Raw genomic sequence first — 12,285 nt, 5'->3', positions numbered from 1 at the left:
GATTTCTCGATTGTTGGCTGGCCTCAGAGCCCGCCCCACAGGTCGAGGTCGGTCGTCTCGTCGTGTTCGCGCACGAGGTCGGTGTCGAACTCACGGACGTACACCTCGCCGGCGAACGTCGTCGCCTCGTTGAGGTGGCCCGCGACACAGGAGCCGTCCTCGCGCGAGAGGACCATGTGCGTGTGCGCGAAGCGCTCCCCGTCGAGCCACGAGACGTTGCCCGTACAGGAGGCAACCTCGAACGGCTCGTCGAACCGCTCGGGGTAGTACTCCTGCTCGTCCTGGTCGTAGAAGTATATCTCCGCGTCCTGCACCGCCCCGAGGCCGACGAAGAAGGCCGCGTCGATGCCCTCGTCGGCGGCGAATTCCTCGATCTGCGCGCGCCAGTCCCGGCCGTGGTCGAGTCGGGCGACGAACTCCCGGGCGCCCTCGACCTGACGATAATCCATGTCCGGCCGGTGGGCGGGTGCCGTCTAAAGGTGTTCGGTGGCGGAGTGGAAGTGGTGGGTGTACGGTGACGGAGTGGAAGTGGTGGGTGTACGGTGGCGGAGTGGAAGTGGTGGGTGTACGGTGATGGTGGTGACGGCGACGACGGGAGGCTGTCGAAAGCCCCCGACCGCTCGGGACGCCGGGCCTCGCTGCGCTCCTCGCTCCGGTCGCTCAGCCAGAGCAAGCTCTGGCACGGCCCTCGCTCGCTTCGCTCGCGAGGACTTCGCTCCCTCCGCTGCGGTGCTTGCGTCGTCCGGGCGCCGCCGAGCGGCCGGCCCCTTTCATTCCCACCCGACGTGGCCGGTGTCATGGGCGCGGCGCCCCTTCCCTTCCCCAGGTCGCGCGGCACTCGGGCCGTCCGGCCCTCGGCACGCGCTCCCGGCCGGGTGGCGGTTGGTCGGCCGGCTGGTTCCGCGACCAGGAAGCGCGCCGTCGCCCCCCGGCTGAGACCGCGAGCGAAAGCGAGCGTGTCGAAGCCTCGCGGCGACGGCGCGGGGAGGTGTGGGGGCACCCTGCTCCGCTGGAACCACCACCCGCGAACGCTCGGTGCCACAGGCAACAGGGCGGGACTGAAAGGGGCCGCCCGCCTCGACCCAGCCCCGGCGACGTAAGCACCGCAGCGCGAGCGGAGTGAGCGCGAGGAGCGCAACGAGCCGCGGCTGGTCGAGCGGGCGGGGGCTTTCTATCGGTTCTCTCGTTGTCGTCTCCGCTGTTCCAGAGAGAGCAGGCGGAGAATTTGGACACACGGGTACCGTCTCGATTAACTCCACCTCCTTGCCGGCATCCCTTTACCCCGCGCGCCCCCCTCCTCCGACGATGACCGAGTCCGGGAGCGACCCCGACCCCGACACCCCCGTCGACGAGCGCGCTGCCCTCGCCCTCATCGCGGACACCCTCCCGGCCGCGGGCGACGACGCCGCCGTCGTCGACGGGCAGGTCCTCACGACGGACATGCTCCACGAGCGGACCGACTTCCCGGACGGCACCACCCGCTACACGGTGGGCTGGCGGGCGGTCGCGGCGTCGCTCTCGGACGTGGCTGCGATGGGCGCGGCCGCGACGGCCGCCGTCGCGGTCTACGGCGCGCCCGAGTTCCGTCCCGACGAGATCCGCGAGTTCGTCCGGGGCGCACGCGAGGTCTGTGAGGCCGTCGACGCGGCGTACGTCGGCGGCGACCTCGACGGCCACGACGAGTTCACGGTCGCCACGACCGCGCTCGGCCGCCTCGGTGAGGGAGGGGCGGTGCTCCGGTCGGGTGCCGAGCCGGGCGACGCGCTCTGCGTGACAGGCGAGCTCGGGCGGTCCGCCGCCGCACTGCGGCTGTTCGACTCTGACCCCGACCGCGCGAACGACCTCTTCAGGTTCACGCCGCGCGTGGCCGCAGGACGGGCGCTCGCCCCCCGCGCGACCGCCATGATGGACTCCAGCGACGGCCTCGCGCGCTCTTGTCATCAGCTGGCCGAGGCCTCGGACTGTGGCATCGCGCTGGACGGCGACGCGCTCGCGGTCCACGACGCCGTGGCCGAGGTGGCCGCCGACGCCGCCGACGAACGGGAGTTGGCGGCCTTCTTCGGCGAGGACTTCGAACTCGTCGTGACGGTTCCGGAGGCCGCGCTCGCGACTGCGCGGGACGCGTGTCCCGTCGCCCTGACGCGAGTGGGGACCGTCGTCGAGGCCGACGCGGGGCTCACCATCGACGGCGAGTCGCTCCCCGACCGTGGCTACACGCACGGGGAGGGGTAGGTCCGTTGTCGGGCCGCTATGCGAGCTGTTCCGCGCGAACGAGCAGGTACAGCAGGACGACGCCGGTCCCAACGGCGAGAATGAACTGTGCGACGACCGTGAGCAACGCACCGAGCGTGCTCCCGCCGGCGACGAGGAACACGACCAGCAGCGGGACGAGCGCCAGTCCGCCGAACAGCGCGACGAGCGCCGCGATGGGAATCGCCTCGTACAGAATCTGGCCGGTGTCGAGCGTGCGGTCCGTCGGGTCGATGAACGGCGGGTCGGAGGGCATCACGCCGACCGTCGGAACTGTCCGGCAAGAACCATCCGATATCGGTCAGTCCAGCCAGGTCATGAGCCCCTTCTGGGCGTGGAGGCGGTTCTCCGCCTGGTCCCACACCAGGGCCCGGTCGGACTCCATCACCTCGTCGGTGATCTCCTCGCCACGGTGGGCGGGGAGACAGTGCATCACCTGCGTGTCCGGGTCGAGCAGGTCGTCGCTGACCTGGAAGCCGCCACGCTGGAACCGCTCCAGTTTCTCCGCGCGCTGGTCCTCCTGGCCCATGCTGACCCAGACGTCCGTGTAGACGATGTCGGCCCCCTCGACCGCCGCCTCGGGGTCGGTCGTGACCTCGGGCGGTGTCCCGAGTTCGGCCGCCCGGTCGAGCACCGCGTCGTCGATGGCGTACTCCGGCGGGGTCGCCACGGTGAGGTCAAGGTCGACCATCGCCGCGCCCAGCACGAACGACTGGGCGACGTTGTTGCCGTCGCCGATCCAGGCCACGTCGGCCTCGAAGTCGCCGAACCGCTCGCGGATGGTGAGCAGATCCGCCAGCGTCTGACAGGGATGGGCGTCGTCGGTCAGGCCGTTGACCACCGGGACGGTGGCGTACTCGGCGAGCTCCTGCACGTCCGCGTGGTCGAAGACACGAGCCATCAGCAGGTCCACGTAGCGCGAGAGCGCGCGGGCAGTGTCCTTGACGGGCTCGCCGTGCCCGAGGTGGATGTCGTCCGGGCCGAGGAAGATGGCGTGGCCGCCGAGTTGCGTCATCCCCGTCTCGAACGAGACCCGCGTCCGCGTCGAGGGCTTCTCGAAGATCATCCCGAGCGTCTGCCCGGAGAGGAGTGGGTGGTGTTTCCCCCGGTGCTCGCGCTCCTTCAGGTCGGTCGCGCGGGTCAGCACCGCGTGCAGTTCCTCGGTCGTCAGGTCGTCGATGTCGACGAAGTTGCGTGGCTCGGTGTCGTCAGTCATCGTGAGAGGTGTCGCTGTCGGCCGCGTCGTCGGTGAGATCGCTCGCGACGCGTTCGAGCACCGCGACGGCACGGTCCAGGTCGCGCAGCGGGAGGTGCTCGTCGGGCGCGTGGTCCAGGTCCGAATCGCCGGGGCCGTAGGTCGCCATCGGACAGTCCCACGCGCCGGCGAAGACGTTCATGTCGCTGGTGCCGGTCTTGCGGAGGAGGCGCGGGTCGCCGCCCACGTCCCGGATGGCGACGCGGAACGACCGCGCTACCGCGGTCCGCGGCGAGACCATCACCGGCTGGACGGCGTCCTTCCAGTTGATGGTCCCCTCGTCCAGTTCGGCGACGACGGCCTCTCGGACGTCCTCGACGGTCAGCGACGGCGGCACCCGCAACTGCACGTCCATCGTCGCCTCCACCGAGAGGCCGTCCTCGGTGAGGCCGCCGTCCATCGCGACGGGCTTGGTCGTGACCTGCTCGAAGACCGGTTCGTACTCGTCGGTCTCGTAGCGGTCCTCGACGCGAGCCCACCAGCGGATGGCCGACTGGATGGCGTTGGCGTCCTCGCGGGAGGTGTGGCCGGATTCGGAGGTGCAGACGTAGCGGCCCGCGGTCAACCCGCGGTAGCCGAGCGTCACGCCGTCCCAGCCCGAGGGCTCGCCGTTGACGACGGCGTCGGGCGCCTCGCGGTTCTCGACGAGATGACGCGCGCCCCGGGAGTCGACCTCCTCGCCGACGACGCCGACGAAGGAGACGCCGGTGCGGACCGCGGCGACGGCCATCGCACACAGCGGCCCCTTCGCGTCGACGCTGCCCCGGCCCCACAGCACGTCGCTCTCGTCGCCCTCGCCGGGTTCGACGCGGACCGGGATGTCGCCGGGGACGGTGTCGACGTGCGAGGTGAGCAGGACGCTGTCGTCCGCGGGCGCGCGGACGTTGCCGACCTCGTCGGTCCACGCCTCCCGGCCGTGGGACTCGAAGAACTCGACGAGTTCGGCGGCCGCCGCTTCCTCCTCTCCGGTCGGCGAGGGCGTGTCGACCACGCGTTCGAGGAGGTCGCGCGCCTCCTGGTCGACGGGGACCGCGGCGTCGGCCGACGCTTCGGCGGCGTCGCTCACGCGAGGATCGCCTCCAGCGCGTCGACGACCTCGTCGGCGTGCTCGCGCTCGATGGTGAGCGGCGGCAGCAGCCGCAGCACCGTCCGGCCGGCGGGCAGCGCGAGTATCTGGTGTTCGATGGCGAGGTCGCGCAGCAGGCGGTTGGCCCCACGTTTCACCTCGATACCGACCATCAGCCCGTGCCCGCGCACGTCGCGCACCTCGTCACCGAGGCGACTCTCGACCTCGCCCATGAGGTAGTCGCCCACCTCGGCGGCGTGTGCGGGGACGTTCTCGCGCTGGAGCACGTCCAGCGTGGCGCCAGCGGCCGCGGACACCACGGGGCCACCCGAGAAGGTGGAGCCGTGGTCGCCGCAGTTCTCCGCGACCCACTCCTTCACGACCGTCGAACCGATGGGGAGCCCGCTGCCGAGGCCCTTCGCAGTGGTCAGGATGTCCGGGACGACGTCGTGCTTCTCGGCGGCCCACATGTGGCCGGTGCGCCCGAGCCCCGTCTGTATCTCGTCCAGCACCATCGCCGCGCCGTGCTCGGTCGCGGTCTCGCGGACCGCGTGCAGGTACTCGGGGTCGGCGGGGTTGATTCCCCCCTCACCCTGGAGCGGTTCGAGGATGACCGCGGCCGTCTCGTCGTCGACGGCCTCGGCCATCGCGTCGGCGTCGCCGTACTCGACGAACTCGACGCCGCCGGCCAGCGGCTCGAACGGCTTCTTGTACTTGTCCTTCCAGGTGGCCGCGAGCGCACCCATCGTGCGGCCGTGGAAGCCACGCGTGGTCGCGACGATCTTCTCGTCTCCGGTGGCGCTCCGGGCGAACTTCAGGGCGGCCTCGTTCGCCTCGGTCCCGGAGTTGCAGAGCCAGACGTAGTCCAGGTCGCCCGGCGCGGAGTCCGCGAGCGCCTCGTACAGCGCGTCACGCACGTCGGTCGGGTACGAGGCCTGGACGTACATCAGGTCCTCCAGCTGGCTGGTCGCCGCGTCCACCACCTCGGGGTGGCAGTGACCCACGGGTGTACAGGCGTAGCTGGCGCCGAAGTCGAGGTACTCGGTCCCGTTCGAGTCGTAGAGGTGGACGCCCTCGCCGCGTTCGATGCGGATGGGCTTCTCGGAGAAGACGAATCCGGTCATGCGTACGTGTGGCGGGCCTGCATTATCGAACCTGTCGGTCCGTGACAGTGCTGCCAGTCGGTCATGTCTCGTCCCCCTCGGGGAGCGACTCGCTCAGGACGTGCGTGCCGCCACCCTCCAGCGCCGCGCGGACGGGACGGTCGGCGTTGGCCGTCGCGACGACGACCTCGGGGGACCCGCCCTCGAGCGCCTCCGTCGCGGCCATCACCTTCCGGCTCATGAACCCCTCGGCGGCGTCCTCGAGTTCCGCGAAGTCGTCGGCGGTCTCGACCGTCTCGATGCGCGTCGAGGCGTCGTCGGGGTCCCGGTAGACGCCCTCCACGTCCGTCAGCGAGACGAGCGTCGCGCCGAGCGCGCCCGCCACCGCCGCACTCGCGCGGTCGGCGTCGGTGTTCACCGCGACGCCGTCGTCGGCCAGCATCGGTGGCGACGCCACCGGCGTGTAACCGTCATCGAGCAGCGTCTCCAGCAGGTCGCCGTTGACCTGCTTGATGGTGCCCGAGTGGTCACCGCGGCGGATCTTCTTCTTGCCGTCCTCGACGACGCGGACCGCGGACTTGCGCGAGCCCGTCAGGAGCCCGCCGTCCACCCCGGAGAGGCCGACGGCGTCGGCGCCGGCGTCGCGCAGGCCCGTCACGAGGTCGGTGTTCACGAGGCCGGCCATGGCCATCTTGAACACGTCCATGGTCTCCTCGTCGGTGAAGCGCCCGACGACACCCGAGGGGGTCTCGACGTACTCGGGCTCCATGCCCATCTCCTCGAGCGTGTCGTCGACCGCCGTCGAGCCGCCGTGGACGACGACCATCTCCACGCCCTCGTCAGCGAGGTCGGCGATGTCCGCGAGCGCGCCCTCCGGTTCGACGGCCTTCGCGCCGCCGATCTTGACCACGACGCGGTCGTAGTCGGAGACATCGCTCACGGCGCCTCACCTCCGTGCACCGTGGCTGGCGTGCGGGGTGGTCGAGCAGCCGCTCGCGAGTCGGCCGGTCGCCCGGACACGGGCGCGGCAGGGCTGCTCGTCGAATCGTTCGTCGTAGAACACGCGTTTTCGTCGTGAAGTTGCATCGTTTTCGGAAAATTCCGCACGCTTTGCAGTTGTGTTGCTGTCCTCAGGGTGCGCCGATGGGATGGAACCCGGTGTGCTCCAGCCCAGCCGTCTCCTCGAAGCCCAGCGCGACGTTGGCGGCGTGGACCGCCTGGCCCGCCGAGCCCTTCATCATGTTGTCGATGGCCGAGAAGACCACGAGGCGCTTGTTCGTCGGGTCGACCTCGAAGCCGACCTCCGCGAAGTTCGAGCCCGCGACCGCTTTGGGCTCGGGGTAGCGGTAGACGCCGCCACCACCGGCGGCCATGCGGACGAACGGCTCGTCCTCGTACTGGCCCCGATACGCCTGCCAGAGGTCGCCCTTCGAGACCGGCCCGTTCGGGAAGACGTGGCAGGTCGCACTCGCCCCGCGGATCATGTCCACGGCGTGGACCGTGAACGAGACGCTCGTTCCGAGGTACGCCTCGATTTCGGCCTCGTGGCGGTGACCCGTCGGCGCGTACGGGCGGACGACGCCCGAGCGCTCTGCGTGCGAGGAGGCCGCGCCGCCGCCGGCGCCGCCCTCGCTGGAGCCGACCTTGATGTCGATGACGAGCTGCTCGTCACCGTCGAGGATGCCCGCCTCGAACAGCGGGAGCAGGCCGACGATGCTGGCGGTGGCGTTACAGCCACCCGCCGCGATGAGGTCGGCGCCCGGCAGGTTCTCGCGGTTGAGTTCCGGCAGGGCGTACTCGGCCTCGTCCAGCAGTTCCGGGCGAGAGTGGCCGTCGTAGTAGTCGTCGTAGTACTGCTCCTCGGGCAGACGGAAGTCCGCCGAGAGGTCGACGACGGTGCCGGCGGCGTCGCGGAACTCGTCGACCTGGCCCATCGAGACGCCGTGGGGCGTACACGCGAACAGCGTGTCCACGGACTCGAGGTCCTCCGGGTCGGAGAACCGCAGGTCCATGTGACGCAGGTTCGGGTGGATGCCGCCGACGGTCTTGTTGGCCTCCGAGCGGGAGGTCGCCTGCACGACCTCGAACTCGGGATGCCCGTCGAGCAGGCGCAGGAGTTCGCCGCCCGTGAACCCCGTACCGCCGACGACGCTGGCGGTCTTGGTCATGTCGTGGCCTCCGCAGTCTCGGTCTCGACCTTCTCCTCCAGCCAGTCGACGACGGTTCCGGGCACGTCCACGTCGGCGACCTCGTTGAGCGCCTTGAACTCGACCGTGTGGTTCACCTCGTGGACAGTGTAGTTCTCGCCCGTCTCCATGAGGTCGACACCGAGCAGGCCGTCACCGACCGCGGCGCTGGCCCGCTCGACGAGGTCGCGCATCTCGTCGGTAATCTCGATGCGCTCGGTGGTGGCGCCCTTCGCGGCGTTCGTGAGCCAGTGGTCCGAGGAGCGGGCCATCGCCGCGACCGGCTCGCCGTCCGTGGCGAGCACGCGGATGTCACGGCCCGGCTTCTCGACGAACTCCTGGATGTAGAACACCTTGTGCTCGTAGTGGCCGAGCGTCTCCTTGTGTTCGAGGATGGCCTCGGCCGCGTTCCGGGAATCGATCTTGGCCATCAGGCGCCCCCAGCTGCCGACGACCGGCTTCAGGACGCAGGGGTAGCCGAAGTTCTCGATGGCCTCCATCGCGGACTCCTTGGTGAACGCGACCGTCGTCCGCGGCGTCGGCACGTCGGCCTCGGCGAGGACGAGGCTGTTCCGGGCCTTGTCCGCGCAGATGGCCGCCGTCCGCGGGTCGTTGACCACGGGCACGTCGTAGTGGGCGACGAACTCCGTGGCGTAGCGCGAGCGACTGGTCGCGAGACAGCGGTCCAGCACCAGGTCCACGTCGCGGAACGACTCCGGGACGTCGTGGACGTCGAAGTGCTCCTTGCGGACGTCGACCTTCGTCACCTCGTGGTCGCGGTCGCGCAGTTCCGAGAGGAGGAGCTTCTCGTCGCGCCGGATGCGCGAGTACAGCATACCGACCTGCATCAGCAGTCACCTCCCCGGGTGGTGGTCACTACTGCTGCCGGTGGCGTCGGCCGCCCGGCGCGGTCGCGCCGGGCGGAGAGGGCACGAATCGCGCCGGGCACGGTCATCTTACTCCCCCCAGTCCTCTTCGAGTTCGGGTGCCGTGTCCAGCTCGACGGGGTCGTCGTTGACCACTTCGAGCTCGGCACCGCAGGTCGCGCAGTCGACGATCTCTCCGACCTCGAGGTCGTCGTGCAGGTCCACGTCGGCCCCGCACTCGGGACAGTCTACCATTGTACCCGTACCTGGCGGCCTCGGCCACTTAAGCATGTCGAACTTGTCGAAAAGGTGGTAGAATCGCACCGTCCGCTAACGGTCCGCAGAACGCCCATAACCCCACTCCGGCAGTCTGTATCAGATAGTTGTCAGTCCCCGCGGCGGGGACGGCGGCGGCGCCCGTGGCCCGCCGGGTGAGGGCCGTACACCGCGGGCCTGGCGGGTGGCCACCGCGTGGTCACCCTCAGACATAGTCCGCCACCTCCGCGGCGAGTCGGTCGGCCGCCTCGTCGAGCCGCTCGCGACGCGCTCCGAGCGTTGCACGGTCGGCCCCGAGCCGCTCGGCGGCGCGTTCGTGTGCGTCCGCCATCGCCGCGGGTGCGGGCCCGCCACGGGAGTCACGCATCGCCACGCTCTCGGCCGGGTCGAGCGCACGGCGCACCTCGTCGGGGTCGACGTACTCCGCGAGCGGCGCGTCCAGCACGTCCTCGGCGACGCGCTCGACGGTCTCGAAGTCGTCCCCCTCCTCGGCGGCCCGCGCGACCACCTCGTGCGCGGTGCGGAACGGCACGCCGGCCATCGCCAGCAGGTCCGCGACACCCGTCGCCGTCGAGAAGCCCTCGCCCGCGGCCTCGGCGAGTGCGGCCTCGTTCCACTCCGCGGTGGCGACGGCGCCGGCCGCCACCTCCACCGCGTCGAAGACGGCGTCGGCCGCGTCGAACGCGTGCGGGTGGACCCGCTGGAGGTCGCGGTTGTACGCGCGGGGGAGTCCCTTCAGGCTCGTCAGGATGGCCTGGAGGTCGCCCGCCGCGTCGCCCGCGACCGCGCGGACGAGTTCCAGCGTGTCGGGGTTCTTCTTCTGGGGCATGATGGAGGAGGTCGAGGCGTAGTCGTCGTCCAGCTCCACGAACCCGCGGTTGGCGAAGACGACGAGGTCCTCTGCCAGTCCGGACAGGTGCGTCGCGAGCGTCGCGAGCGCGCCCGCCGCCTCGAGCAGGAAGTCCCGCGCCGAGGACGCGTCCATACTGTTCTCGACGAGGCCGTCGAAGCCCAGCAGGTCGGCCGTCCGCTCGCGGTCGATGTCGAACGGCGTGCCGCCGAAGGCGGCCCCGCCCAGCGGCGAGCGGTTGGTGCGCTCGAACGCGTCCAGCAGACGACCCGTATCACGCGCCAGCGCGCCCTCGTACGAACCGAGCCAGTGCGCAACGGTCGTCGGCTGTGCGGGCTGGAGGTGAGTGTAGCCGGGCGCGAGCGTCTCGCGCTCGGCCGCCATGGTGTCCAGCAGTACGTCGCGCGCGGCGAGCACCGCCTCGACGGTGTCGAGCAGGCCCTCGCGGAGCCGATAGCGGATGCACGTCGCCACCTCGTCGTTGCGCGAGCGCGCGGTGTGCATCTTGCCACCCACGGGACCGATACGCTCGATGACGGCCGTCTCGATGGCCGCGTGGACATCCTCGCCGCCGTCGAGGGCGGCGTGGCCTGCCGCTTCCACGTCGTCGAGCGCGCCGAGGATGTCGCTGGCCTCGTCGTCGCCGATGATGTCCTGCTCGGCCAGCATCACCGTGTGCGCACGGTCGACCGCGAGGTCGGCCGCGAAGATGCGCTCGTCCTGCGCGAGCGAGGAGAGGAACTCGCGGGCGGGGCCGCCGCTGAAGCGGTCCCGGCGGACGACATCGCTGCCGTCGCTCTCGCCGCTCCCGTCGGTGCCGACTGCGTCCTCCGTGCCCGCATCCGTATCCTCGTGCTCGCGCCCGGTCATCTCACTCGGCGTCGTCGCCGCCCCAGTCGGTGCGACCCTCGTTCGCGGCCTCGGTCACCTTGTTCGAGAGGCGCTGCTGGAAGCCGTGGTACTTCGCGACGCCGGTGGCGTCGTCCTGCTCGATGCCGCCGATGACGTCCTCCGTGTTGAACGAGGCGGCCTCCGCGGAGTAGACCGCGTACGGGCTCTCGCGCCCGACCGGGCGTGCCTGCCCGCCCTCGAGACGGACCGTGACGCTGCCGGTGACGCGCTCCTGGGTCTCGTCGATGAACCCCTCCAGCGCGCGGACGAGCGGCGCGTCGACGAGGCCCTGATACCCCTTCTCGGCCCACTCCTGGTCGATGTAGTTCTTGAACTGGCGCTCCTCCTGGGTGAGGACGAGCGATTCCAGCGCCTCGTGTGCATTCAGGAGGGTCGTCGCGGCCGGGTGCTCGTAGTTCTCGCGCACCTTCAGCCCGAGCATGCGGTCCTCCATCACGTCCGTCCGACCGACGCCGTACGAACCGGCGGTCTCGTTCAGCGTCTCGATGAGGTCGACGGGGTCGAGGGCCTCCCCGTCGAGCGCGACGGGGTAGCCGTCCTCGAACTCGATGGTGAGTTCCTGCGTCTCGCTGCCCGGGGCGGAGGTCCAGTCGTAGATGTCCTCGCCGGGGACGTGGCTCGGCTCCTCCAGTTCGCTCCCCTCGACAGAACGGCTCCAGAGGTTGGTGTCGATGGAGTAGGCGCCGCCGTCGCCGCCCTCGACGGGCAGGTTCCGGTCGGCGGCGTACTCCTGCTCCCACTCGCGGGTCAGGCCGAGTTCGCGGACCGGGGCGATGACCTCGAGGTCCGAATCGCGCCAGACGGCCTCGAACCGGAGCTGGTCGTTGCCCTTGCCGGTGCAGCCGTGGGCGATGCCGGTACAGTCGTTCTCCTCGGCGACGGCGAGGATGGCCTTCGCGATGACGGGGCGCGCGAGCGCGGTCCCCAGGGGGTAGCCCTGGTAGGTCGCGTTCGCGCGGACGGCATCCATACAGAGCTCGGCGAACTCCTCCTGTGCGTCGACGACGTAGTGTTCGAGCCCGAGCGCCTCGGCGGTCTCGTGGGCCTCGTCGAACTCGTCGCTCGGCTGTCCGACGTCGACGGTGACGCCGATGACCTCGTCGTAGCCGTACTCTTCCTCTAGCAGCGGGACGCAGACGGTGGTGTCGAGCCCGCCGGAGAACGCGAGCGCGACTTTCTCGTGTGTCATGGGTGTGTGGTGCGTGTGGTGTGTGATGGGTCGTTCGATATCCCCGGGCGCGTCACGAGCGAGTGGCGCGGCCAGGGAGCGATGCGGTCGTCAGGGGAAGTGAGAATAGTCGGGCCTAACGGCCCGGTCGCGGTCGTCGCGGGGCGAAAAGACGGGTCCCGGTGCTGGGCGAAGGCGCCAGCGTCACGGGAGCATCCGTCGTCATCGTGAGTCAACCTGGGTACAGCGCTCTACTAAACCCTTTCGTGACGGCCGCTTCCGTCAGGTATGCGACCACTCCACACCCCATAACCGATTGAAATGGATATTTTTCCATATATTCTCGAATATGG

General features: G+C 70.3%; 12 protein-coding genes. 1 reads left to right on the top strand and 11 read right to left on the bottom strand.

The annotated features are described in order from the left end of the window. Window positions 1–23: 23 nt before the first annotated feature. Window positions 24–449: a PPC domain-containing DNA-binding protein gene (locus tag NL114_RS11860; protein ID WP_254821130.1), complete on the bottom strand. Its 426-nt coding sequence runs from the start codon at window positions 447–449 to the stop codon at window positions 24–26. 856 nt (window positions 450–1,305) lie between these two features. Between NL114_RS11860 and thiL the strand changes: the two genes are divergently transcribed. After that, window positions 1,306–2,232, top strand: coding sequence for a thiamine-phosphate kinase (gene thiL, locus NL114_RS11855; RefSeq protein ID WP_254821129.1), 927 nt, complete (start codon window positions 1,306–1,308; stop codon window positions 2,230–2,232). Between the two features lie 16 nt (window positions 2,233–2,248). On the opposite strand, the gene NL114_RS11850 is transcribed toward thiL, so the two are convergent. From NL114_RS11850 to NL114_RS11805, 10 genes are all read right to left on the bottom strand, one after another. Further along, the gene (locus tag NL114_RS11850) at window positions 2,249–2,506 is read right to left on the bottom strand and encodes a hypothetical protein (protein ID WP_254821128.1); all 258 of its coding nucleotides are present in this window, start codon (window positions 2,504–2,506) and stop codon (window positions 2,249–2,251) included. 45 nt (window positions 2,507–2,551) lie between these two features. Continuing rightward, the gene (argF, locus tag NL114_RS11845; RefSeq protein ID WP_254821127.1) at window positions 2,552–3,466 is read right to left on the bottom strand and encodes an ornithine carbamoyltransferase; all 915 of its coding nucleotides are present in this window, start codon (window positions 3,464–3,466) and stop codon (window positions 2,552–2,554) included. Continuing rightward, window positions 3,459–4,571 carry a [LysW]-lysine hydrolase gene (locus NL114_RS11840; RefSeq protein ID WP_254821126.1) on the bottom strand — a complete coding sequence of 371 codons (1,113 nt, stop codon included), beginning with the start codon at window positions 4,569–4,571 and terminating at the stop codon, window positions 3,459–3,461. Before NL114_RS11840 ends, argF begins: the two co-directional genes overlap by 8 nt. After that, window positions 4,568–5,695: an aspartate aminotransferase family protein gene (locus tag NL114_RS11835; protein WP_254821125.1), complete on the bottom strand. Its 1,128-nt coding sequence runs from the start codon at window positions 5,693–5,695 to the stop codon at window positions 4,568–4,570. The genes NL114_RS11840 and NL114_RS11835 overlap by 4 nt, the downstream gene beginning before the upstream one ends. 61 nt (window positions 5,696–5,756) lie before the next feature. Then, window positions 5,757–6,614, bottom strand: coding sequence for an acetylglutamate/acetylaminoadipate kinase (locus NL114_RS11830; RefSeq protein ID WP_254821124.1), 858 nt, complete (start codon window positions 6,612–6,614; stop codon window positions 5,757–5,759). Window positions 6,615–6,804: 190 nt separating this feature from the next. Next, entirely contained in the window at window positions 6,805–7,842 is a 1,038-nt protein-coding gene (gene argC / locus NL114_RS11825) for an N-acetyl-gamma-glutamyl-phosphate reductase (protein ID WP_254821123.1), read from the bottom strand. After that, the gene (gene lysX, locus NL114_RS11820) at window positions 7,839–8,708 is read right to left on the bottom strand and encodes a lysine biosynthesis protein LysX (protein WP_254821122.1); all 870 of its coding nucleotides are present in this window, start codon (window positions 8,706–8,708) and stop codon (window positions 7,839–7,841) included. Before lysX ends, argC begins: the two co-directional genes overlap by 4 nt. 108 nt (window positions 8,709–8,816) lie before the next feature. Next, the gene (lysW, locus tag NL114_RS11815; protein ID WP_254821121.1) at window positions 8,817–8,981 is read right to left on the bottom strand and encodes a lysine biosynthesis protein LysW; all 165 of its coding nucleotides are present in this window, start codon (window positions 8,979–8,981) and stop codon (window positions 8,817–8,819) included. 226 nt (window positions 8,982–9,207) lie between these two features. Continuing rightward, on the bottom strand, window positions 9,208–10,722 hold the full coding sequence (gene argH / locus NL114_RS11810) for an argininosuccinate lyase (protein ID WP_254821120.1): 1,515 nt from the start codon (window positions 10,720–10,722) through the stop codon (window positions 9,208–9,210). A 1-nt stretch (window position 10,723) separates the two neighbouring features. Then, on the bottom strand, window positions 10,724–11,953 hold the full coding sequence (locus NL114_RS11805; RefSeq protein ID WP_254821119.1) for an argininosuccinate synthase: 1,230 nt from the start codon (window positions 11,951–11,953) through the stop codon (window positions 10,724–10,726). Between the last annotated feature and the right edge of the window lie 332 nt (window positions 11,954–12,285).

Origin of the sequence: Haloglomus halophilum, assembly GCF_024298885.1 — an archaeon.
Classification (GTDB): Archaea; Halobacteriota; Halobacteria; order Halobacteriales; family Haloarculaceae; genus Haloglomus; species Haloglomus halophilum.
Note: the sequence above shows the minus strand (reverse complement) of the source record. Positions and strands in the feature narration are given on the sequence as shown.